This window comes from Archangium violaceum Cb vi76 (assembly GCF_000733295.1).
Classification (GTDB): Bacteria; Myxococcota; Myxococcia; order Myxococcales; family Myxococcaceae; genus Archangium; species Archangium violaceum.
In genome coordinates, this window is record NZ_JPMI01000255.1 from 1 (window position 1) to 22,976 (window position 22,976).

The 22,976-nt window shown below is 69.1% G+C and carries 20 protein-coding genes; 9 read left to right on the plus strand and 11 right to left on the minus strand.

The features are described from left to right. The first annotated feature begins 10 nt into the window (after window positions 1-10). Window positions 11-880 (plus strand): hypothetical protein, encoded by an 870-nt coding sequence (locus tag Q664_RS34860; RefSeq protein ID WP_235216996.1) that lies wholly within the window; start codon window positions 11-13, stop codon window positions 878-880. A 66-nt stretch (window positions 881-946) separates the two neighbouring features. Here the strand turns inward: Q664_RS34860 and Q664_RS34865 are convergent, their stop codons facing one another. After that, window positions 947-1,825 (minus strand): hypothetical protein, encoded by an 879-nt coding sequence (locus tag Q664_RS34865; RefSeq protein ID WP_052519043.1) that lies wholly within the window; start codon window positions 1,823-1,825, stop codon window positions 947-949. A 113-nt stretch (window positions 1,826-1,938) separates the two neighbouring features. Between Q664_RS34865 and Q664_RS34870 the strand changes: the two genes are divergently transcribed. Then, entirely contained in the window at window positions 1,939-4,509 is a 2,571-nt protein-coding gene (locus tag Q664_RS34870) for an adenylate/guanylate cyclase domain-containing protein (RefSeq protein WP_200883808.1), read from the plus strand. A 162-nt stretch (window positions 4,510-4,671) separates the two neighbouring features. Here the strand turns inward: Q664_RS34870 and Q664_RS34875 are convergent, their stop codons facing one another. The 9 genes from Q664_RS34875 to Q664_RS34915 all read right to left on the minus strand — a co-directional run bounded on the left by Q664_RS34875 (window position 4,672) and on the right by Q664_RS34915 (window position 13,726). Beyond that, window positions 4,672-5,031 (minus strand): (2Fe-2S) ferredoxin domain-containing protein, encoded by a 360-nt coding sequence (locus Q664_RS34875; RefSeq protein WP_043405787.1) that lies wholly within the window; start codon window positions 5,029-5,031, stop codon window positions 4,672-4,674. A 177-nt stretch (window positions 5,032-5,208) separates the two neighbouring features. Beyond that, complete coding sequence (locus tag Q664_RS34880; RefSeq protein ID WP_043405790.1) at window positions 5,209-5,970, minus strand: NuoI/complex I 23 kDa subunit family protein; 762 nt, start codon at window positions 5,968-5,970, stop codon at window positions 5,209-5,211. A 17-nt stretch (window positions 5,971-5,987) separates the two neighbouring features. After that, the gene (locus Q664_RS34885) at window positions 5,988-7,463 is read right to left on the minus strand and encodes a complex I subunit 1/NuoH family protein (protein ID WP_043405793.1); all 1,476 of its coding nucleotides are present in this window, start codon (window positions 7,461-7,463) and stop codon (window positions 5,988-5,990) included. Between the two features lie 2 nt (window positions 7,464-7,465). After that, complete coding sequence (locus tag Q664_RS34890) at window positions 7,466-9,337, minus strand: NADH-quinone oxidoreductase subunit G (RefSeq protein WP_043405795.1); 1,872 nt, start codon at window positions 9,335-9,337, stop codon at window positions 7,466-7,468. After that, window positions 9,334-10,599 carry an NADH dehydrogenase (quinone) subunit D gene (gene nuoD / locus Q664_RS34895; protein ID WP_043405796.1) on the minus strand — a complete coding sequence of 422 codons (1,266 nt, stop codon included), beginning with the start codon at window positions 10,597-10,599 and terminating at the stop codon, window positions 9,334-9,336. The genes Q664_RS34890 and nuoD overlap by 4 nt, the downstream gene beginning before the upstream one ends. 35 nt (window positions 10,600-10,634) lie before the next feature. Then, window positions 10,635-11,147, minus strand: a complete 513-nt coding sequence (locus Q664_RS34900; protein ID WP_043405863.1) for an NADH-quinone oxidoreductase subunit C — start codon at window positions 11,145-11,147, stop codon at window positions 10,635-10,637. Between the two features lie 88 nt (window positions 11,148-11,235). Next, complete coding sequence (locus Q664_RS34905) at window positions 11,236-12,579, minus strand: adenylate/guanylate cyclase domain-containing protein (protein WP_063934810.1); 1,344 nt, start codon at window positions 12,577-12,579, stop codon at window positions 11,236-11,238. A 190-nt stretch (window positions 12,580-12,769) separates the two neighbouring features. Next, window positions 12,770-13,327 carry an NADH-quinone oxidoreductase subunit B gene (locus tag Q664_RS34910; protein ID WP_043405797.1) on the minus strand — a complete coding sequence of 186 codons (558 nt, stop codon included), beginning with the start codon at window positions 13,325-13,327 and terminating at the stop codon, window positions 12,770-12,772. Window positions 13,328-13,342: 15 nt separating this feature from the next. Beyond that, window positions 13,343-13,726 carry an NADH-quinone oxidoreductase subunit A gene (locus Q664_RS34915; protein ID WP_052519044.1) on the minus strand — a complete coding sequence of 128 codons (384 nt, stop codon included), beginning with the start codon at window positions 13,724-13,726 and terminating at the stop codon, window positions 13,343-13,345. A gap of 212 nt (window positions 13,727-13,938) precedes the next feature. Between Q664_RS34915 and Q664_RS34920 the strand changes: the two genes are divergently transcribed. Next, entirely contained in the window at window positions 13,939-15,528 is a 1,590-nt protein-coding gene (locus Q664_RS34920; protein ID WP_043405798.1) for a methyl-accepting chemotaxis protein, read from the plus strand. Window positions 15,529-15,642: 114 nt separating this feature from the next. On the opposite strand, the gene Q664_RS34925 is transcribed toward Q664_RS34920, so the two are convergent. Continuing rightward, entirely contained in the window at window positions 15,643-16,470 is an 828-nt protein-coding gene (locus Q664_RS34925) for a PHP domain-containing protein (RefSeq protein ID WP_043405800.1), read from the minus strand. Window positions 16,471-16,574: 104 nt separating this feature from the next. Here Q664_RS34925 and Q664_RS34930 point away from each other — a divergent pair, with 104 nt between their 5' ends. The 6 genes from Q664_RS34930 to Q664_RS34955 all read left to right on the plus strand — a co-directional run bounded on the left by Q664_RS34930 (window position 16,575) and on the right by Q664_RS34955 (window position 22,928). After that, window positions 16,575-16,862 (plus strand): hypothetical protein, encoded by a 288-nt coding sequence (locus Q664_RS34930; protein ID WP_052519045.1) that lies wholly within the window; start codon window positions 16,575-16,577, stop codon window positions 16,860-16,862. Window positions 16,863-16,906: 44 nt separating this feature from the next. Continuing rightward, window positions 16,907-18,118, plus strand: a complete 1,212-nt coding sequence (locus tag Q664_RS34935; RefSeq protein ID WP_043405802.1) for a deoxyhypusine synthase family protein — start codon at window positions 16,907-16,909, stop codon at window positions 18,116-18,118. Between the two features lie 27 nt (window positions 18,119-18,145). Then, window positions 18,146-18,586, plus strand: a complete 441-nt coding sequence (locus Q664_RS34940; protein ID WP_043405872.1) for an OsmC family protein — start codon at window positions 18,146-18,148, stop codon at window positions 18,584-18,586. A gap of 71 nt (window positions 18,587-18,657) precedes the next feature. Beyond that, a complete protein-coding gene (locus Q664_RS34945) occupies window positions 18,658-19,242 on the plus strand; it encodes a hypothetical protein (RefSeq protein WP_235216989.1) in 585 nt (194 codons plus the stop codon). Window positions 19,243-19,343: 101 nt separating this feature from the next. Beyond that, a complete protein-coding gene (locus tag Q664_RS34950) occupies window positions 19,344-21,668 on the plus strand; it encodes a hypothetical protein (protein WP_043405804.1) in 2,325 nt (774 codons plus the stop codon). Window positions 21,669-21,755: 87 nt separating this feature from the next. Further along, window positions 21,756-22,928 (plus strand): metallophosphoesterase, encoded by a 1,173-nt coding sequence (locus tag Q664_RS34955; protein WP_043405806.1) that lies wholly within the window; start codon window positions 21,756-21,758, stop codon window positions 22,926-22,928. The last annotated feature ends 48 nt before the right edge of the window (window positions 22,929-22,976 follow it).

Here is a 22,976-nt window from a genome sequence, read left to right on the forward strand (position 1 = left end):
GCGCGGGGTCCTGGCCCGGGTGCGTGGCATGGAGACGCTGGAGCCCGCCTATGAGGGCTGGCTCGAGCTGCGGCTGGCGTACGGCGCCGCGCGGTCGCGCTTCCAGGAGGAGCGCGAGCGGTTGGATCAACAGGGCTCCTTCCTGGTGGGCGCGGTGCGTGCGGCGAGTCAGGAGCGGGCCGCTTCAGGCGAGCCGGCTCCGGCGGCGGAGTCGGCGCTCACCTCCGTGGATGCGCCCATGCGGGACTTCCTGCGCCAGGCCGAGGAGAAGCTGGTGAGGGCCCGCGAGGCACTCGCGAAGGAGGAGGCCGAGAGCGAGGCGCGCTTCCAGGCGGCCTTCGAGGAGATCCGCTCCACGGTGATGGACCGGGTGCGGCGTTATCTGGCTGGCTCGCCTCCTCGCTTGAGGCTGCTGCTGCGCAAGGTGGGGGCCACGCGCGCCATCCTCCATGTGGAGCGGGTGGGCGGGGATGCTCCCGTGCTGCTGGTGTACCTCTTCTCCGGGCGCATTCCCTCGCGCTACGGGTTCCTCTTCGATGACTCCACCGAGGACGTGGCGCTCCCGCCCGCGCCGCTCTACCCGGAGGAGGGGGTGGTGCCGGCGGAGGTGCGTCTGGAGGCCCCGGCCCTGGTGGCCCGGGTGCGCGCGCCGGGAGAGGTGCTGCCCGTGAAGGGGTTCCTGCCCGTCTTCGTCCCGCGTCCCGAGGGGGGCGAGGACTTCTTCCGCCTGCTGCAGCGCGGGCCGGTGATGGAAGTGGAGGTGGCCGAGGGCCCGGGCTTCCGCGGGGTGCTCACGCGGGAGGAGTCCGAGCGCTTCGCGGGCCACCTGTTGCGCCTCAAGCTCGAGGGCAGGCTCGAGCTCGAGGTGGAGGCGGGGTAGGGAACCCGGGGGCCGGATACCCTCACCCCAACCCTCTCCCGGGGGGAGAGGGAGGAGTGGCCGCGGTTACTCGAGGGTGTGCACCAGGCCGATGTCGGCGGTGCCCACGAGCAGCGTGCTGCCGGTGAACAGGTTGTCGGACTGCGGGCCGCCGAGCTGCGCCGTCTGGAAGACGACGAGGTAGTTGCTGTCCTTCAGGGGGAAGGCGCTGCCCGGGATGGTGAGGGTCTCCTGCTGCCACTCGCCGGTCGCCGTCACGAGCTGGAGGAAGTCCAGCGGCTCCTTCGGCATGTTGGTGTAGGTGAGCGCACCCTTTCGACCATCCATGTCGAGTGGGAGCACGGTGACGAAGCCGAGCGTCAGTGGCTTGCCTCCACTCACCGTGGGCCGTGTCAGCGTGAGGCTCTGGTTGGCCGCGTGCCGAACGTAGCCACCGGCAGGATGGAGCGCCTCGAGCCGCTCCAGGGCCGGCGCGTCCTTCACCTGGCCCACGTGCGAGTTGCCGCCGTGCACGGCGACGAAGTTGTAGGTGGCACCATTCACATACTTCACTCCCGCATCGTCGCCATGGTCGCTCGTCAGGCTGTACATGCCCGTGTCCTCACTCTGTTGCTCGAGGGCGAGCGAGCCCCCGTTCTGGATCTCGATGCGGACGGTGGCATCGGAGAGCGGCTGGGGAGTGCCCTGCTCGCCGTTGCGCGTGGCGAAGAAGACGAAGGCCTCCGTCTGGCCTGGAATGGTGATCCGCTCCTCTCCAGGGGGAATGCCGCCGTCGGGCAGCGTGCCGGCATCAAGCCCGGCCATGGCGACCAGCGACACGTCCACGTCCGGTGTGGACAGCAGGGTGCCCACCATCACCTTCTCGGCCAGGAGCTGGTCGAAGTTGCAGGCAAGGGGGACGAGCAGGAGAGCGGTCACGGCGGCGGACAGCAGGATGCGTTTCATATGCGTCTTTCCCGAAGGGGGGCCCGGTCCAGAAGGACGGCCCGGCGAGCGAGCATATCAGGGCCACGGGAGGGCTGGGGACGGGGGCCGAACGCGGTATGGTGCCTGCTCCCGTGCGAAGCCTTCCCATCTACTCGGCCGGCCTCCGCTTCCTGCAGCGGCTCGGCTACTCGCTCCTGCAGGCCACGCTCTTCGGCGCCATCCTGGGGCTGCTCGTCTTCTACCGCGTCCCCCGTGCCCTGCTGACCGAGGACGCCACACCCATCGCGTTGCTGGCCCAGCCCTCGGCGTTGCTGCAGTCCTGGGAGCGCGGCACCTATGATTGGCGCGCCCGCTCGTTGGGAGGCCGCTCCTCGCGCTCGGATCGCGTGGTGGTGGTGGCGCTCGACGACGAGACGCTCGCCGAGGCCCGCCAGGACGATCACCCCGGCATCGCCTCCAACCCGTGGCCCCGGGAGATCCTGGGCGGCCTGTCCAACCGGCTCGTCGACGAGGGCGCGGAGTTGGTGCTGCTCGACTTCCCCTTCACCGAGCGCAGTCCGCGCGCCTGCCTCGCCCAGGGCACGCCGGGTCTGGAGGGGTTGGACGACGACCAGGTCCTCCGCAAGCTGTTGGATCGCCACCCGGAGAAGTCGCTGCTGGCCTTCTCCTGGACGCTGGATCGGGGCATCCCCGCGGGCAGCCGGTTGTGGCCGTACCGCGTGCGTCTGGGCACCTACCCGAATGAAGTCGAGGCCCGGGGCCGGGTGCAGAAGGTGCTGGCGGATCAGCGTCCTGCCTATCTGCTCCCCGCGGGCAACGCGCTGGAGGTGTGGGCGGGCGTGGCCAGCGAGCAGGAGGGCCAGCGGGTAGCGCTGGAGCAGGGCGTGCGCGAGCCGCCGAAGGTGCAGGAGCGCCGCGTCACGGACGACACGCACCGCGTGGGCCCGCTCGAACTCTTCGTGTCGCTGGCCGAGGTGCAGGTGGAGGGGTTGGACGTGGCGCAGTTGGAGGAGGTGCGGCAGTTGGAGCACCCGGTGGCGCCACTGCTCGGCTCGGCGAGCCTGTACGGGTCCATCACCGTGCTGCCCGAGCCGGACGGCGTGGTGAGGGCCGTGCCCCATCTGGTGAGCTACCGCTCGCGCGAGGGAACCCGGCACGTGTTGCCCTCGCTGCCGCTGATGGCGGCGATGCGCCTGGCGAACACGCGCCAGCTGCGTTACGCGGAGGGCCGGCTGTACGTGGGGGACCGCTTCTCCATCCCCATGGATGAGTCCGGCTACAGCCTGGTGCGCTGGGACGCGGCGGAAGTAGGGCGCGGCTCGCGGGGCTCGGTGTCGCGGGCCATTCCCGCGTGGAACGTGCTGCTCAACCTCTTCGCCGTGCGCGAGGGCGTGCCTCCCCGGGCGGTGCACGACATCGAGGGCCGCCTCATCGTCTTCACCAACACCTCGCGCCAGGGCATGCACTCCCAGCACACGCCCATCGGCCAGCACACGCCCGCGGGCGCGGTGCTCGCGCAGTCCCTGGTGAACCTGCTGCAGTCCGAGGGCATCACCCGCGCCACGCCGCGGATGGATCTCTTCCTGACGCTGGGCATGGCCTTCATTGGCGCCTTCGTGGCGCTCACCTTCAACCGGGGTCTGCGCTCCTTCGGAGACGTGCTGATGTACCTGAGCGCCATGGGCGCGGTGGGCCTGCTCTACGCCTGGGGGGCCTGGTACGTCTTCATCAACGAGCGCCTGTGGGTGGCGATGATGGGCCCGCTGCTGGCCATGGGCCTCACCTTCATCTTCACCATCGTCCAGGCCTCGCGCTCCGAGCGGCAGCTGCGCCACTTCGTCACCGACGTGCTCGGCCGCTATGTCAGCCCCGAGGTGGCGCGGCTCGTCACGCGTGACCTGCGCCTGCTGACGCGGCCCGAGCGCCGTGAGGTGACGGTCTTCTTCTGTGACCTGGCGGGCTTCTCGCGGCTCTCCAAGGAGCTGACGCCCGAGCGCCTCATCCAGCTGCTCAACGACTACCTGACGGACGTGACGGACGTGGTGCGGTCCACGCGAGGCCAGGTGGACAAGTACATGGGCGACGCGGTGATGGCCTTCTGGGGCGCGCCCGTGCGCACCGAGCGCCATGCGCACCACGCCTGCGAGGCCGCGCTGAAGGTGCGCACGGCGCTGTCGGAGCGCCGGGAGTACTGGGACAAGACGTATGGCCAGCTCCTGCAGTGCCGCATCGGCATCGACAGCGGCGAGGTGCTGGTGGGCGGCATGGGCAGCGACTTCGAGTCCAAGTACTCCGTCATGGGCGAGTCGGTGAAGCTCTCCATGTTCCTGGAGAGCCTCAACCGTGCCTACGGCACCTTCGTGCTGGTGGGGGACACGGCGGCGCGGCTGGCGCAGGACGCCTACGTCTTCCGCGAAGTGGATCGGGTGCGGCTCAAGAACCGGACCGAGCCCTCGCGCCTGCACGAGCTGGTGGGCCGCAAGGGGGAGATCTCCCCGCAGGTGCAGGAGCAGCTCGCGCTCTACGAGCAGGCGCTCACCGCGTACCACCAGCGGCGCTTCGACGAGGCGCTGGCGCTGTTCACGCAAGGCGTGGAGACGTTCCAGGATCCGGTGGCCGGCGTCTATGCCGAGCGCTGCCGCAAGTTCGCCGCGGCGGCGCCTCCGGAGGACTGGGACGGCGTGTTCGCGCTCGAGGGGTAGTGAAGGACAATTCCCTCTCCCCCCGGGAGAGGGTCAGGGTGAGGGTGTCCGAACCCGTTCTTCAACCCGTGGCCCTCGGTGTGGCCGGGGATTCAACCCGGGTTCACCTGGCACCCTCACCCCGTCCCTCTCCCGATGGGAGAGGGGAAATGGCCGCGGGGATTAGCCGTCCGCCTCGTCCGGGTGGCCGAAGAGCTCGACGACGGGCTTGTCCTGCTCGATGTGCTCGGCCACCACGCGCTTCATCTTCTCCGGGGTCATGTGCGAGTAGTACACCTCGCCCTCCCAGCCCATGAGCTGGAAGTCCTCGGGGGAGAGCGGATCCCTCTTGCGTCCCGTCTCCTCGCGGATGACGACGTTGGGACCCATGTGGCAGAAGCCGTAGCAGCCTCCGCGGTACAGCTCGCAGCGCACCTGGAGCTTGCGGGCGGACAGCTCGTCACGGGCGGCCGCGGCCACGGAGTCGGAGCCGCCTGCCTTGCAGCTCGAGCCCTTGCACACGGAGAGGCGGTAGCGCTTCATGCGTCACCCACCCTACGGCGTTTGCGGATGGGCGGAAAGGGTGGCGCGGCCGGTGAGGGCCAGCCCCCTCGCACGCAGGGAACCGGGTTGGAGGTAGGGGTTGAAACGACACCGGCCCGCCGTCCACCGCATGCGAGCGGGGAGGGCGGGCCGGAAGTCGGCGGAGCCGGACGTGTCCTACTTGAGGAACTTCGTCACGGGCACCGGGCCCTCGTTGGAGACGACGGTGGAGCGGGTGCCCGGGGTGGCGTGGTCGCCGTGCGAGTGCCCCGCCGCGAGCTCGTGGCCGTGGTGGTGTGCCTCGTGGCCCTCGCCGATGCGGGTATGGGCCTCCTTGTGCACGTGGGCCGGCTGCTCCGAGCCCGGGCGCTTGTTCCACGGATCGGACGGGTGCGACACAGCGGGCCCCTTGAGCAGCTTGGGGATGTCGTAGACGAAGCCCTGCCGGTTGTACTCCGGCGGAGTGTGCGTGTACGTGTCCATGCGGATGGCGTCCTTGGGGCACGCGTCCACGCACAGGCCGCACACGATGCAGCGCAGCTCATCGATGACGAACTGGGTGGGGAACTTCTCGATGACGCGCGATTCACCCTCCGCCGCGTCCGCCTCGTACTCCCCGGCCTCGATGTAGATGCACTGGGCCGGGCAGATGGTGGCGCACATGTAGCAGGCCACGCAGCGCGGCTTGCCATCCTCGCGCGGAACCAGCCGGTGCAGACCGCGGTACCCGGGAGGATAGGCAACCTTCTCCTCGGGGTACTGCACGGTGGTGACGAGGCTGGTGCCCTTGCGGTCCTCGAACGGGACGCCGACCTCGCGGGTCCCGAAGAGGTTGCGCAGGAAGTGCCGCGTGGTGATGGCCAGACCCTTGATCAGCTCCGGCAGGTAGGAACGCTCGCGGATGTCGGTGCGGGGATCCTGAGTCGCCTTGTAAGCCATGGTGTCTTTCTCTCAGCCTAGTGCGAAGCCGCGGCGGCACCGGAGTGCGCACCGGAATGGGTGTCCGCGTGGGCGGCGTGGCCGTGGGCCGGCAGGCCGTGACCATGAGCATCGTGCCCGTGGGCGTCGTGGCCGTGTCCATGGCCCCCGTGGCCCTCCTCGGACTTCAGCGCGGAGGACGTGGTCAGGGCGATCAGCAGGCCAATCTGCAGCAGGCCGAACACCGCCAGCGCCCGCAGGGACGGATCCCACAGCACCAGCGCGCCCGTGGCGAACACGTTGAAGAGGCCGATGGGCAGGAGGATCTTCCAGCCCAGCGACTGGATCTGATCGTAGCGGAAGCGCGGGAACGTCCAGCGGATGGCCAGCTGCAGCCACACGAAGAACATCACCTTCGCCCAGAACACGGTGCCCAGGATGGTGCCGTACAGCCAGCCGTGCTCCCTCATCAGCGCCAGGTTGGACAGCCACTCGCCGCCGAAGGGCAGGTGGTAGCCACCGAAGAAGAGCACCACGATGAGGCCGGAGAGGACCACGATCTCCACGAACTCGGAGATCATGAAGAGGCCGAACTTCATGCCCGAGTACTCGACGAAGTAGCCGATGATCTCCGACTCACCCTCGGGCGTGTCGAAGGGGGCGCGCTTGGTCTCCGCGAAGGCGGCGGCGAAGAACAGGAAGAAGCCCAGCGGCTGCAGGAGGAAGCCCCAGGCGGGCAGGCCGATGTCGAAGCCGCCGATCTTCCCTTCCCACAGGTAGCGGGCCTGGCCGGTGGCCGCGTTGCCCAGGCCCAGCTCGTTGGTCACGTTGCCCACGAAGGCGGGCAGCTGCACCGTGGAGAAGGCCATCATCAGGCCCACCAGCGACAGGCCGAGCGCGACCTCGTAGGAGATCATCTGCGAGGCGGCGCGGACGCCACCGAGCAGCGCGAACTTGTTGTTGGAGGACCAGCCGGCCAGCGACGTGCCGTACACCGCCAGCGAGGCGATGGCGAACACGTAGAGCAGGCCGAAGTCCGGGGTGGCCACCACCATGTCCACGGTGTGGCCGAACACCTGCACCGTGGGGCCGGAGGGCACCACCGCGTACAGGGCGAACACCGGCGCGAAGGCCAGCATGGGCCCCAGGTTGTAGAGCAGCTTGTTGGCCGTGGCCGGGAGGAAGTCCTCCTTGAACAGCATCTTCATGCCGTCGGCCAGGAAGTGGGGGATGCCCACCAGGGCGCTGTCCTTGAGGATGGGCAGGTTGATGCGGGCGCGGTTGGGGCCGATGCGGTTCTGCATCAGCGAGCTCCACTTGCGCTCGGCCACCGTGAGCAGGGACGCGATGCCCATCACGACGGCCACCATCAGGATGGCCAGGTTCGTCAGGCGGCTGCCGCCGGGGAGGACGCCCTCCACGAGACCGCCCAGAGCATAGGCCAACGCCATGATGCCCACGAAGTGGGCGAACATGACGCCGAACCAGAACAGCATGGTGAGTGTGCGCTTCATTGTCAGATACCCCGGACCCTGGGAGCGCCGAACTCACGGTACCCCGGAGGCCGGCCGTCGGCGGCGGTCGGCAGCGGGTTGATGCCCGGCTTCTCCCGGTCGGGAGGAGCCGCCTTGTCCCAATCGAACTCGGCGAACGCGCTCACGGCCTTGCCCAGCTCGCGGAACACCTCGCGAGAGGACGTCCAGGCCGCGGTGCCACCCATCTCCCGGGTGAGCTCGGCCGCCAGCGCCCAGTGCGCCAGGGCGTCGCCCTTGGAGGGGTAGGCCTTGCGGAAGCGCTGCACGATGCCGTCCCCCTGCACGAAGGAGCCATCGAACTCCACGTGCGCGGAGGCCGGCAGCAGCACGGTGGCCTGCGCGGTGAGGGGCGACTCGTTGGTGGCCTGCGCCACGAACACGTCCAGCTTCGCGGCCGCCTGGGCGAAGGTCTCCTCGTTGCCCGGCACCTCGGTGCCCACGGCGTAGAGCGCCTTCACCTTGCCGCCGTCCATGGCCTTCACCAGGTCCTCGAACGGCTTGAGCGTCAGCCCCAGGCCCTGGGCGATCAGCTCCAGGCCCTTGCGGTTGGGGTTGCGGTCCGCCGTGAGGAGGAAGTGGTCCGCCTCACCCTGCGGGCGGCCACCCACGTAGAGCTCCTTCGCGCCCAGCGTCGCCTTGGCGAAGGAGAGCGAGGCGAGCAGATCCTCGTTGGAGGCCACGGGCGAGGCGAGCACGGCCACCTGGCCCTTCACGCCGGAGAGCGCCTTGGCGGCGGCCTGGAGGGCCTCCTTGCGCGCCACTTCCGGACGGGCGGTGCCGGTGCCCTGCTGACGGCCCACCACGGCGCTGAGCACGCGCCCGGTGTTGAGACCCTTGTAGGTCGCGCGGCCGTGGTCGCACATCCAGCTCTTGTTGATGGCCTCGTTCTCGCGCGGGCGGTAGCGGTAGGTGTCCTGCGCCATGAAGTCCGCGTAGATGTTGCAGCCGCGCGAGCAGCCGGTGCACACGGACGGAGCGGCGGACAGGAACCAGGAGCGGGCGCGGAAGCGGAAGTCGCGGCTGAGCAGCGCGCCCACCGGGCAGATGTCCACGGTGTTGAGCGAGTAGTTGCTGTTGAGCTCGCTGCCCGGGAAGGTGTCGATGACCTCGTGGCTGCCACGGCCGAAGATGCCGAGCTGCGGCTCCTTCGGAATTTCGTTCATGAAGCGCACGCAGCGGCTGCAGATGATGCAGCGCTCCTGGTCCAGCACCACGCGGGGCCCCAGCACCTTGCGCTTGTTCTTCATGACCTTGCCGCCCTCGAGCCGGGAGGGGCGGTAGTCGTAGCGCATGTAGTAGTCCTGCAGCTTGCACTCACCGGCCTGGTCGCAGATGGAGCAGTCGACCGGGTGGTTGAGGAGCAGGAACTCCATGACGGCGCGCTGCTGCTCCTTCACCTTGGGCGTGTTGGTCTTGATGACCTGGCCCTCGACGAGCGGAGTCTGGCAGCCGGGCACCAGCTTGGGGGCGTTGGAGGCCTCCACCATGCACATGCGGCAGTTGGCCGCGATGGACAGGCGCGGGTGGTAGCAGAAGTAGGGGATGTCCGAGCCGACCATCTTGGCCGCCTCGACCATGTTCGTCCCCGGCTTCACGACGACTTCCTTGCCGTCGATGGTGCAGGTGATGAAGCCCGGGTTCTTCGGCGGGGGCGGCCCGGCCGGCTTGGGCGCGGGCGGCGGGGGAGGCGCCGCGGTGGGAGCGCTGTGCGCGGCCGGAGGCGTCTCCAGCTTCGCGCCCGCGGGCGGGTTGGAGGGCTCGGAGCCGATCTTCGCCGCCGGCGTATCCGTGGGCGCACCCTTCGGGGGCGGCTGGGCGTCTCCGGTGGGCTTCTTGGTGTCGTTGTCGCTCACTGCTCGACCTCGCCGCCGATCATGTTGATCGTGTCAAAGGTGGGAATGAGGTCCGCCAGCAGCTTGCCCTTGATGATGTGGGGCACGGCGGACAGGATGGGGTAGCCCGGCGCGCGCACATGGACCTTGTAGGGACGGCCGCTGCCGTCGCTCACCATGTACCAGCCCAGCTCGCCGTTGGCCGCCTCGGTGGCGTCGTAGACCTCACCGGCGGGCACCTGCACGCCCTCCATCACCAGCTTGAAGTGCGAGATGACACCTTCGATGGTGCCGTACACCTCGGGCTTGGGCGGCAGCGCGATGCGCCAGTCGTCCAGGATGATGGGGCCGGCCGGAATCTGCTTGAGCGCCTGGCGGATGATGCGATCCGACTGCTTCATCTCCTCGATGCGCATCAGATACCGGTCGTAGTTGTCGCCCTTCTCACCGATCGGGACGTCGAAATCCATCCGGTCGTAGACCCAGTAGGGCTTGGCCTTGCGGACGTCGTAGTCGATGCCGCAGGCGCGCAGGCAGGGGCCCGTCCAGCCGTAGTCGATCGCGTCCTCGGCCGAGATGATGCCCGTGTCCTTGGTGCGGTCCACGAAGATGCGGTTGCGCGTGAGCAGGCCGTCCATCTCGTCGACCAGTGACATCACCTTGTCGAGCGACTTGATGACCTTCTCGCTCCAGCCCTCGGGCAGGTCGCGGTTCATGCCGCCAATGCGCCCGAAGTTGGTGGTCAGCCGGGCGCCCGTCAGCTCGGCCACGCGATCCATGATGAGCTCGCGCGCCTCGACGCCGAAGAGGAAGGGCGCGAAGCCTCCCAGCTCCATGCCCGTCGCGGCCACGCACGTCAGGTGATCATGGATGCGGTGCAGCTCCGAGCCGATGACGCGGATGTACTGGGCGCGCTCCGGGATCTCCAGGCCGATGAGCTTCTCCACGGCGTTGAGGAAGCCGAAGTTGTTCATCATCGCGGACACGTAGTTCAACCGGTCCGTGTACGGCAGGCACTGCGTCCAGGTGACGTTCTCGCAGCTCTTCTGGAAGCCGCGGTGCAGGAAGCCGATCTCACAGTCGATCTCGGCGATGTTCTCGCCCTCGAGCTCCACCTTCAGGCGCACGGTGCCGTGCGTGGCGGGGTGGGAGGGGCCCATGTTCACGTACATCCGCTTGGTCTGGAGGTGGGCCTCCAGCTCCGCCTCGTGGGCGTAGGCGTCGGTGTCCGGGTTGGGCGCTTCGGGGCTGGGGGGTGACACGGGCTTGTGGGGGTCCGCCATGATGTCTGTCCTCGGGAGGCTGCCGGTGGGGGCGCTCAGGAAACGCCGCTGGTGCCGGGGCCGCGGAAGATGTCCTTGATGGGCCGCTCGGGGATGAGCGGCTGACGGTCGCGCAGGGCGTAGTCCTTGCGGAGCGGGTGGCCCTGGAACTCCTCGTACAGCAACACGCGGCGCAGGTCCGGGTGTCCCGAGAAGCGGATGCCGTAGAAGTCCCAGACGAAGCGCTCCCACCAGTCGGCGCCGCGGAACACGGACACGATAGAGGGCAGCTCCGGACGGGCCTCGCTCACGCGCACCTTGAAGCGCACGTGCTCGTGCCGCGACAGCGAGTAGACGAAGTAGACGACCTCGAAGCGCGGATCATTCTCCGCCAGGTGCAGGCGGTCCACCGCGTCGATGGAGGTGAAGAGCTTGAAGTCCAGCTCGTTCTTCAGGAACGCGGCGACCTTGGGAAGGTGCTCCGCGTGGATGACGGCCCAGGCGCCGCCAGTGCGGTCGAGGTAGCGCTCCGCCACCGCCTCCGGAAACTGGGCGGTGACCCTGTCCAGTGCGAAAGTGCTCAAAGGGGGCCCCAATGCTGGCTATGGAATCCGGCGCGTTATAAGGATGCGCCCCGGGGGGCGTCAACGTAATCCCTCAGGCATCCTCACGACTTACGCGAGTCAGAAGCCGACGTTCGCCGGAATGGGACTTCCGGGCCGACTCCTCGGTGCCCTCCCGGGCGCCACGTGGCCCGGGAATGAAGGTGGAGACGGGCTCGCGTTTGCCGGCCACCGGGGTGGGGGGCAGCTCCCGCCAGTGGAAGCCCTCTCCCGCCCGCTCCCGGGTCTCGCGGGAGACGAGCACCGGGGTGCGGTGCTGCTTGGTGAGGTGCTCGATGCGGCTGGCCAGGTTCACCGTGTCGCCAATGGCGGTGTACTCCAGGCGGCGGGCGGTGGAGCCGATGTTGCCGAGCACCACCCGGCCGGTGTGCAGGCCCACCCCCATGCGCAGGCCGGGTTCGCCCCGGGCGAGCCGCTCGGCGTTCAGCACCTCCAGCTCGAGCACCATCTCCAGGGCGCACTCCACGGCGCGCCGGGGGTGCGCCGGATCCGGCAGGGGCGCGCCGAAGTACACCATGAGTGCGTCCCCGATGAACTTGTCGAGCGTGCCGCCGTGGCGGAACACCACCTCCACCATGCGCCCGTAGTACTCGTTGAGGACGGCCACCACGGCCTCGGGGGTCAGCCGCTCGCTGAGGGCGGTGAAGTCGCGCAGGTCCGCGAAGAGGATGGTCACCTCGCGCACCTCGGGGGTGGACACGGGCGAGGCCAGGTCCTGGAGGCGATCGGCCACAGCGGGGGAGAAGTAGCGGCCGAGCTGGGCGCGCTTGAGCTCCTCGCTCGTCACCGCGGAGATGAGCACGCGGATGCGGTGGAAGAGGTAGCGCGCGGCGGCGCCCGTCAGCACCAGCACCACCACCGCCACCACCCGCGCCCCCATGCCGATGGAGGCCTCCGCTTGCAGGGCCACCTCGGCCAGGGCGGACGTCACCGTCACGGCGATGAGCACCGGGCGGCGCAGGGACAGCGCGGACAGGACGATGACGCAGCAGTAGAGGCCCAGGGTGAAACCCGCCACGCCTCCGGGTGAAGGCGAGACGGGCAGGGCGAGGTGCTGCAGCCAGTAGATGGCCGGCACGTCCACCACCGCGAGCGACAGCCCGGCCCAACTCGCTCCCGGGGGCCAGCGCAGCACGACGCCCACCGTCATCGCGGTGCACACCCAATAGGCGCTGAAGGGCGGGAGGTACACCTCCCAGTCCGCCAGCCCCTGCACCCGGGCCAGGTACACCGTGACGGCCAGGATGGCGGACACGCCGAGGAAGCGCAGCAGCGCCAGGCGCACGGTGTTGTGCCGGCGCTCCTCCTCGAGGGCCCTCCCCACCGGCTCCCGCAGGAAGTCGATGAGAGGGGGTCGTGTCTGCCCAGGCTCGTCCACGCGATCTCGGCGTTAGGGGGGGGAATGGCGCATTCTCGCACGTACCCTGGAGGTCCGCACGGCTCGCGAGCCCGCCTGCTCGCCACTCGATTGCCACTGCAACTGGAGGCAGTGAAAAGGCGAGGGCCCCGCCACCTCCGGAGAGGTTCGCGGGGCCCTGGGACCACGGCACCGTGGGGTGCGCGGAGGCCTACTTGTTGAGGTTGTACTGGGCGGCCAGCAGATCGTGCGGCGCCGAGCCCCTGTGACCCACGCGGTGCACCTGGTTGCCGATCTTGTCCTGCAGCAGCTTGAGGCCGTCGAGCACCTGCTCGGGGCGAGGCGGGCAGCCGGGGATGTAGACGTCCACCGGGATGATGCGGTCGATGCCCTGGAGCACGGCGTAGTTGTCGTAGAAGCCACCGGACGAGGCGCACACGCCGAAGGCGACGACCCACTTGGGCTCGGCCATCTGCTCGTACACGCGCTTGAGGATGGGGGCCTGCTTCTGGTTGATGGTGCCGATCACCATCAGCATGTCCGCCTGACGGGGCGAGAACCGGGGGAACTCGGCGCCGAAGCGGGCGATGTCGTGGCGGGCGGCGGCCACGGACATGAACTCCATGCCGCAGCACGCGGTGGCGAACGGGTAGGTGAAGAGCGAGTACTTGCGCGCCCAACCCAGGCCCTTGGACACCATCCGCTCGAAGAAGCCCATGGCATCGTCGCGGCGGGTGGTCAGTACGGGTGCGATATCGGATTCAGCCATGATTCCTCAGTCCCCTCAGTGCTCCCACTCGAGGGCGCCCTTCTTCCAGATGTAGATAAGGCCCACCACGAGCGTCGCCGCGAAAACGAGCATCTCCACGTAGCCGAACCAGCCGAGCGCCTGGAAGTTCACCGCCCAGGGGTACAGGAACACGGCTTCGACGTCGAACACGATGAAGAGCAGGGCCACCACGTAGAACTTCACCGCGAAGCGCTGGCGCGCCGGACCACTGCTCTCGGAGCCGGCCTCGAAGGGGGCGGACTTGATGGAGCTCGGACGCTTGGGGCCCAGGGCGGCGGCCAGCTTCACGATGATGAGCGACAGCACACCCGCGAGCAGCAACGCGATCGCCAGCGGCAGGTAGGGCGCCAGGGGGTTGGGGTCGAGCGTGGGGTTCATTCGGCGCGGACCCTAGGGACACCGGGCAGCCGTGTCAATGGAGAAACCCCGGAAGCCAAGCCCTGGACATGACAGCGGAAAGCCCCGGGTCACGCCTGGCCGTCCGCCCTCCGGTTCCAGCGGCCGGGACGGGGAGTTTGACGCTCCGCGCACCGGGCGCCTAGGGTCACGGACTGGTGCGGCTTCCGATCAGATTAGGAGAGAGCCCGGGCATGTGGGGTCGTCTCAGTTTGCGCTGGCAGGTGGCGTTCGCGGTGCTGGTTCCCAGCATCGCCGTGGCCCTGTTCAGCGGTTTCTACTTTCCGGATCAGCAGCGGAAGTCGGCGCGGGCGCGGATCGAGGATCGTACCCGGGTGGTGGGCCTGCTCGCGTCGCATGAGCTCTCGGCCGTGTTGGAGCAGGCGGGGGTGACGGCTCCGGATCGTTCGGAGTCCCAGCCGATGGCCACGCGGGACGGCAGTCTGCGGCTCGTGCCACAGGTGTCGCGGGTCTTCGATCGGGTGGAGCAGGTGGGGGCGGTGTCCTTCCAGGCGGTGCTCACGCCCGGGGACAAGATCCTGTCCGAGCGTGGCACCGTGCCGAAGGGGCTGAAGGGCGCACCGAACGAGGGCGAGGAGTGCTCGGTGCGCCTGCAGGACAATCCGGTGGTCTTCTGCAGGTTGTCCGGGAACCACACCTACGTGGTGGGTCTGGATGCCGACGCCGACGAGATGAAGCCGGAGTCCATGCAGGAGGCCCTCCTGGTGTACCTGGGCGCCATGGTGGTGGGCCTGTTCATCACCTTCTTCATCGGGAGGGCCATCGCCGAGCCGGTGACGCGCATGACGCAGGCGGCGCGCGAGGTGTCGCAGGGAGACCTGTCGCTCAGCGAGATGGACGTGGCCTCCGCGGGCGAGGTGCGCATGATGGCGCACTCCTTCAACGAGATGCTCGGCACGCTGCGCGGCACGGTGTCGGAGTTGCTGGCGCGGTTGGAGCAGCTCTCCAGCGCCTCGCGTGGGCTGACGGGCGCGTCGGCGGACCAGGAGCACGTCATCAGCCAGCAGGCGGCGTACGCCCAGCAGATCGCCGCGACCTTCGAGGAGCTGAGCCGCACGGCGGAACAGATTTCGAGCTCCACCGAGGTGGTGGAGTCCAGCGCGCGGCGCACGCACGAGGCGGTGGCCGAGGCGATGGCGGTGGTGGCGCAGGTGGTGGCGGGCATCAACGACATCCGCATGGAGTCCAAGGGCGTGGCGGACGCCATCGTGGGCCTCAACCAGGACCTGCAGCAGGTGTCGAAGATCGCCCAGGTGATCAACCAGGTGGCGGAGCGCTCGGACCTGCTGGCGCTGAACGCGGCGCTGGAGGGCACCAAGGCGGGCGAGGTGGGCCGGGGCTTCTCGCTGGTGGCGGCGGAGATGCGCAAGCTGGCGGAGAACGTGTCCGCATCGGCGCGCGACATCGCCCGTATCGTGGAGAAGGTGCAGGACTCGGGCAACGAGGCGGCCACCAAGGCGCGCGTGGGCATGGCCACGAGCGACCGGGGCGTGGAGGTGGCGGAGCAGGCCTCGGCGGTCTTCCAGCGCATCGTGGAGCTGGCGCGCGGCACGAGCGAGGCGGCGCGGCAGATCACCATCGCCACGCGGCAGCAGCGTCAGTCCAGCGAGCAGGCGGTGCAGGGCGCGCGCAACGTGGCCGAGCTGGTGAAGCAGGGCGTGGACGCGACGGGCCGCACCACGCGGATCGCGCAGGATCTACAGAACGTGGCGGACAGCCTCACGGTGCTCACCAGCAAGTTCAAGGTGGCCCGCGACCGCTGAACTCCCTCTCCCTCTGGGAGAGGGCCGGGGTGAGGGTCTTCCACCCAGCCGTACCCACTGAGCGCTCAGGCCGGCACGAGCTGGATGCGCGTCTTCCATGACAGGGGTTGCCCGCTACGCCCGCGTCGATGCGGCCCGGGCGCGCAGCTTCTCGAAGTTCTCCGGGGGCGTCGTCGAGTCACCGGGGCGCCTGCCTGGCGTCACCTGCTCGCCGTGGAAGTCGCTGCCCCCGGTGGTCACCAGCTCGAACTCCTTCGCGAACCTCAGATACTTCTCCCGCACGCTCGGGTTGTGATCCGTGTGCAGCGCCTCCAGCCCGTCCAGGCCCTCGCGCGCCAGTTGCAGGATGTCGTAGCGCTCCAGCTTGGAGCTGCCCGGGTGAGCCAGCGTGGCCGTGCCTCCCGCGCGGTGGATGAGCCGGATGGCGGCCCGTCCCTCCAGCTTGAACCGGTCCGTCCACGCCGGCTTGCCCGCGCCCAGGAACCGGTCGAACGCCTCCTTCACGTCCAGACACCAGCCCTTCTCCACCAGCAGCCGCGCCAGGTGCGGCCTCCCCAGTTGCGCGCTCCCGGCAATCGCCCGCACCTCCTCCATCCGCACCGGGAAGCCCAGCTTCCGCATCTGCTCCACCATCCGCTCCATGCGCTGCTCGCGCTCCACCCGCAGCCGCTCCGCGAAACGGGCCAGCTCCGGGAAGTCCGGCCGCACGAAGTGCCCCAGGATGTGCACCTCCTTCTTCAGCACGAACGCGGACACCTCGATGCCCGGCACCAGCTCCACCCCGTGCGCCCTCGCCGCCTCCGCCGCCTCCGCCAGCCCCGCCACCGTGTCGTGGTCCGTCACCGCCAGCGCTGTCACCCCCGCGCTCGCCGCGAGGGACAGCAGCTCGGCGGGCGAGTGTTGGCCATCACTCGCCGTGGTGTGGGAATGCAGATCAATCACGGCTCACTCCAGGGCCTCGGGTTGTACGCTCCGCCTACCATCCATAGGATGTGGGATATCCCTTGGATTCGCCAGCCTGTGGGTTCCCCGGGAGGAGGAGCGTGATGGCCAAGGACGACACCATCGAGAACCGCGTGTACCTCTTCGAGTCGTTGGCGAGCAGCTACATCTCCGCCGCGTCCGAGATGCTGTCCTCCGACGACGAGGCCGTGCGCGCCCGGGCGCGGCGGGCCCTGGCGGAGCTGGCGTACGTGTCGTGTGTCGTGTCGGACACCGGGCACCTCACCGCCGAGCAGGTACGCGAGCGCGTGCTGGGCACTCCCAAGACGGAATTGACGCCGCCGGACGTGGAGCCGGATGACAAGGGCGCCAAGGGCAAGAAGCGCAAGTAAACCCGTGCTCCCCTCGGCGCGCGGGCGGTGGTAGATCGCGCGCCATGGCCAAGAACCCCTCGAACAACCGAAAGAACCTGCGCGCCCACTACTCGGGAGCACGCAAGGCGGATCCGCGTCCCATCACCGGCAAGGAGTCGCCCACGGAGTTGCTCGAGCACGCCTTCTCGGCCTACGTGGGACGCCAGGAGCGCACCGCGTTCGAGTTGATGCGCCGCTCCATGGAGGTGGATGCCTCCATCTTCCTCACGCTCTCGGGCGCCATGACGCCGGCCGGCCTGCACCAGAGCTGCATCATCCCGCTCATCGAGAAGGGCGTCATCTCCGCCCTCACCACCACCGGCGCCAACCTCTACCACGACGCCCACCGCATCATCGGCCACGCCATCCGCGAGGTGAACCCCAACGCGGGGGACCTCCAGTACCGCCTGGCCCGCATCATCCGCATCTACGACCTGGGCTTCTGGGAGGAGGCCCTGCTGGACACCGACCGGCTCTTCTCCGCCCTCCTGCGCCGCCCCGAGTTCCAGCGCAAGATGACCACGCCCGAGTTCCACTACCTGCTCGGCAAGAACATCCAGGCCATCGAGAAGAAGCTCGGCGTGAAGCAGCCCTCGCTGCTGTCCACCTGCTACAAGTACGGCGTGCCCATCTTCGTGGGCGCCGTGCAGGACGGCTCCATCTTCCTCAACGCCGTCAAGCTCAAGCGCCTCATGGGCGATGAGTTCAAGTTCGAGATCGACATCAACGACGACGTCTACTGGATGTCGGCGATCCAGCACTACTGCCGCCACCACTTCTCCAACAAGATGGCCATCTGGATCCTCGGCGGCGGCGTGCCGAAGAACTACACGCTCCAGGGCGAGCCGCTGCTGGACCAGATTCTCGGCGTGCCCACGGACGGCTTCGACATCGACGTGCAGTTCTGCGTGGACCCGGTGGACAACGGCGCGCTCTCCAGCTGCCCGGCCGGTGAGGGCCACACCTGGGGCAAGGTGTCCATGGAGGCCGTGGAGGCCGGCTCCATGTATGTGCACACCGACGTCACCGCCGTCTTCCCGTGGCTCACCCACGCGCTGCTCAGCGACACGAAGATGAAGCGCAAGCCGCGCCGGCTGATGGACGTGATGCAGGAGGCGGTGACGTTCCTGGACAAGGACGTGCAGAAGCGCCGCAAGTCGCTGCTGAAGACGATCGACTGGAGCCCCGACGAGGCGAAGCCGGATCCGACGGAGCACGAGACCTACGTCCGCTGAGGCGGCGTCAGAACAGGAGCCATGACCATGAGCCAACCCACTCCCGCCACCGGCGTCGTGATGAACGTCGCGAGCGCGCCGGGCTTCCACTGCAAGCTGGAGCACGGCCCGTCCGGCACGAAGATCACCACCGAGGCCCCCAAGGACAACGGCGGCACGGGCATGTCCTTCTCGCCCACGGACCTCGTGGGCGCGGCGCTCGCCTCCTGCGCCCTCACCACCATGGCCCTGGCCGCCTCGCGCGAGGGGATTCCCTTCGGTGATGCGCGCGCCCGGGTGGAGAAGCGCATGACGCCTCCGCCGCGCCGCATCGGCGAGCTGGTGCTGGAGATCGACATGCCCGCGGGCCTCTCCGCCGCGCACCGCGCCCGGCTGGAGGAGGTGGCGCACGGCTGCCCCGTCACGCGCAGCCTGCACCCGGACGTGAAGATTCCCCTGACCTTCCGCTACCCCGACGAGGCCCGGTAGGCGGAAGAAGGCCCGCTCCGCCGTCTGCCCTCCGATCGCCCGGGCGTGGTGTCCTGCGCCAGCGCCCGGGCATGCCGACCCTCCGCACGGGTGGGAACGAGCACCAGGAGGGTGGCGTGAACGTGGCGCTGTTGAGGATCTACCTGAATGATCATCTGGCGGGCTCGCTCGGGGGCCTGGAACTGGCGCGCCGCGCGAAGGCGGAGAACGCCGACAACGCCGTGGGTGAGTTCCTGGAGACCTTTCATCGGGAGTTGCTGGAGGATCGCGAGATCCTCCTGAGCGTGATGTCGGCCCTGGGGTTCAAGCGTGACCTGCTGAAGCAGGGCGCGGCCTGGGTGGCCGAGAAGCTGGGCCGCCTGAAGCTCAACGGACAGCTGCTGGGCTACTCGCCCCTGAGCCGTGTGGTGGAGCTGGAAGGGCTGTGCCTGGGCACCGAGGGGCGGTTGTCCATGTGGCGGACGCTGCGGCGGCTGTCGCGCAAGGACGAGCGCCTGGGCCGCTTCGACTTCTCCTCGCTCATCGCCCGGGCCGAGCACCAGCGGCGCACCCTGGAGCGGCTGCGCCAGCAGTGCTCGGACGAGGCCTTCCTCGAACTGGGAGCGGGCTCGGTGCTGCGCCTCACTCCCTCACCCGCCGAGGGAGAGGCGCATTGACCTGGGCGGCACCACGCTGAGGAGCCGCGGGAACTGGAAACGGGTTGCCTGCACGCAGCGGGATTCTGGCCCGGACGGGATGCGCCTATAAGGTGCCTCCCATGGATGCGAAGTTGCGACAGGTGGTGGAGGTGCTGCTGGGCGAGCAGGTGGTGTGGCTCGCGGAGAAGCCCGCGCCCGGTGTGGAGCCGGGACCGCGTGAGCTCTTCTTCAGCGTGGGCTCGCGCGCCCAGTCCCTGCCGCCCCATCCCCGCATGCTGGCGTGGAAGCTGCCCCAGTGGATGCGGCGCTCGGTGCGCTCCACCACGGGCGCCGTCCTCCTGTCCGCCGAGGAGCTCGATGCCTTCTCCCAGGAGCTCCGGAAGGGGCAGCCCGAGGGTTCGCTCGGCCCACTCACCCTGCGCGTCCACGAGCCCACCCTGGACGTGCTCGGCGCCACGCTGCTGGCCATGTACCGGCTGCTCCACGGCGCCTGGCCCGAGGGTGTCGACGCCTTCGGCGAGTACGTGGGCGAGTGGGAGCAGGGGCACACCGAGACGGTGGGCGAATACGAGCGCGCCCTGGGCACCGTGTTCTACGCCGCCCTGGACCTCTGGCCGTCGGAGACGGAGCGCCCCACCCGCGAGCTGTTGGAGCTCATGGCCACCGTGCTGGATCGCGGCCGCCTCTCCGTGGAGCTGACGAAGCTGCCCGAGGCGCTCATCCCCCCGACCATCTCCCGCCGGCTCAAGGCCGACGAGCGCCTCTACCGCGCCGAGTTGTCGCGGGCCCAGCGCGTGCAGCTCGACATCCCGCTCGATGACGAGCCGAACGGCTCCGTGCGGCGCGTGGACGCGCTCTTCCTGTCCTCCTTTCAGGACGTCACCGTTCTCCGGCTCCTCGCGCGCACCGACACCGAGAACACCCACTACGGCCAGGGCTTCGACTTCATGGCCGTCCACATCTCGCGGCCGGACCAGTCCAAGCCCTGGCATGCCTTCTCGCTCACTCCCGAGCGCGCGGGGACGCTCTCCAACCTCGCGGGTCATCTGGACGAGCTCGAGGGAGATCGGCTGCCGGATGGAAACCCGCGCGCCCGGGGGGCCCGGCGCTTCGAGCGCCAGCCCAATGACTACTCGGACCCGTGGTACTCGGATGGGTATGCCAGCCCGGTCGGACGCTCGACGATGGTGGCGGGCCCCTACTCGGGCACCCGGCAGTCGCGCCGCGAGCTGTGGGAAGCCCTCTGGAGCCGCTTCAACGTCGGCCGCAACGTCCATGTCCTCAAGGCCCACACCGTCTTCGCCCGGCCCTTCCTGTGGCGGGGACCGGCGCCAGACGCGGAGCTCGTGTCCCGGGGCTTCCGCCGGTGCGATCTCTCCAACCAGGGCGCGGCCTTCCACCCCGCGGTGGTCCACTCCTTCCTCGGCGCCACGCCCGAGGCGGACGTGCTGCACTACGAGAAGCCCACCGAGGGCCACACCGTTCGCGTCTCCGTCTACCCCAACCGGCTCGTCGTCGTGTGGATAGAGCGGTCCCGGCCGACGGCGACCTCGCTGTACGAGCTCGCCCATGAGCAGGCGGCGCTCGTCGAGGGCAAGGAGTTGTGGGAGCTCGAGCCCCTGCGGGGCCTGCCGCCCTGGCTCGCGCCGCTCGGGCCGGAGCGCTGGCTCGTCTACGGTGGCTACCGCATCTCCCGCGGGCGCTCGTCGATGCTCGATGACTCGCGCTCCATGCAGGGGCTCTTCTACGCGCTCGCCACGGGCACGGAGCCCACGCTGGAGAAGCTGCCGTCGGAGGCCGCATCGGAGAGCCGCCGGGTGCTTCGGGACGCCGCGGGCGAGACGGAACACTGGCTGACCTCGACGGGCGGCGCCCGGCTCGAGTTCCTCATCGAGGAGGAGGAGCGTGGACCGCTCGCGTGCGATCGGGACTTCCTCCTCTTCCTGCTGACGATCGGCCAGCGCTACTCGGCCTTCGAGACCAGCCGGCGCATGGCCGAGGTGGAGCAGCGCTACCGCACCTCGCGCTGGCAGAGCCTGCGGCCCGCGCGCAGCGTCCGCTCGGACGTGATGCTCTTCACCAACTCCCTGTGGCACACGCGCGTGAGCGAGGACCCGGACATCAACGCGCGCTACCTCGCGTGGCACTCGCTGCACGGATTGCAGGAGACGGTGGAGGCCATGAAGGACCAGGCCTCGGAGCTGGACCAGTACAAGCGGGACCAGTTCGACCGGATGGTGGGCATCCTGGTGTTCGTCTTCCTGCCGGTGAGCCTCGCGTGCGGCTTCTTCTCCGGAGCGCAGTTCCAGGACATGAGCCCCTCGGTGGGCATCCCCGGCACCACCACCGGCTGGCTCATCTTCCTCGGCTACACGGCGGCCTTCACGGTGCTCGTCTTCGGCACCGTGTTCCTCGCGCGGGTGATGAGCTGGCGCAGACGCTGAGGGGCTCGCGGCACAGGGCGCCGCGGGCGCCAACCGGTCCCGGTTCATCCCCACCTGGTCCGGGCAATCGTCCTATGATCCCTCCCCATGTTGCTCCGGTTCTTCTCCTTCTCGATCTTCATCGCGACCGGCGCCCTGCTGGGTCATCTCTATCTGTACCGAAGGTTGGTGCGGGACACGGTCCGCAGCCGCGCGCTCCGGCTCCTGGCCGTGGCCGTGCTTCTCTCGATGACCCTCCTGTTGCTGTTCCGGCGTAAGCTGCTGGATGCACTGCCCGTGGAATTCGCGGATGCCCTCTCGGTGGCCTCCTACACGTGGATGGGCGTGGCGCTCCTGCTGGTGATCGCGCTTCTCGTCCTGGACCTGGGCAGGTGGCTCGTGGTGCTGGGACAGCGGCTTCGCGCGCCTGCTCCTTCGCCGGTGGACGAGGAGCGGCGGCGCTTCCTTGCGCAGGCGGTGGCTGGTGGTGCCGCCGTCACGGGGGGCGGCCTGGCCGCGTACGGGAGTTGGAGGGCCTTCGCTCCGCCCATGGTGACCGAGGTGGTGTTGAAGGTCCCGAAGCTGCCCAAGGCCCTGGAGGGTCTCAGCATCGTTCAGCTCACGGACATCCACGTGGGCCCCTTCATCCAGCGCAGGTTCATGGACGAGCTGGTCCGTCAGGCCAACGACCTGCGGCCGGACTTGTTCGCCATCACGGGAGATCTCGTGGATGGGGACGTGCCCACGCTCGGCGGACACGTGGCGGCACTCGCGAACCTCAAGTCGCGCTTCGGCTCCTTCTTCGTCACCGGCAATCACGACTACTACTCGGGTGACGAGCAGTGGTCGGCGTTCCTCGGGACGCTCGGCATCCAGGTGCTGCGCAACCGTCACGTGCGCATCGGTGACTCCGGCGGCTCGCTGGACCTGATCGGCGTGGATGACTGGAGCGGCGGACGCCGGCGCGGCAAGAAGGGCTATGACCTCGAGCAGGCGCTCGCGGGGAGGGATCCGGACCGCGCCTCGGTGCTGCTCGCGCACCAGCCCGCCAACTTCAAGGTCGCCGCGGAGCGGGGCGTGGACGTGCAGATCTCCGGCCACACCCATGGCGGGCAGCTCATCCCCATGACCTTCTTCATCGGACTGGCCTGGGACCACTCCGCCGGGCTCTACCAGCATGGTGGCTCTCACCTCTACGTGAGCCGCGGCTGCGGATTCTGGGGCCCACCCATGCGCGTGGGCAGCCCGCCAGAGCTCGTCAAACTCGTGCTGACATCGTGAGGCGGAAAGGTTTGGTGCGGCCCGGGGCCGATCTATAGATTCCGGCCG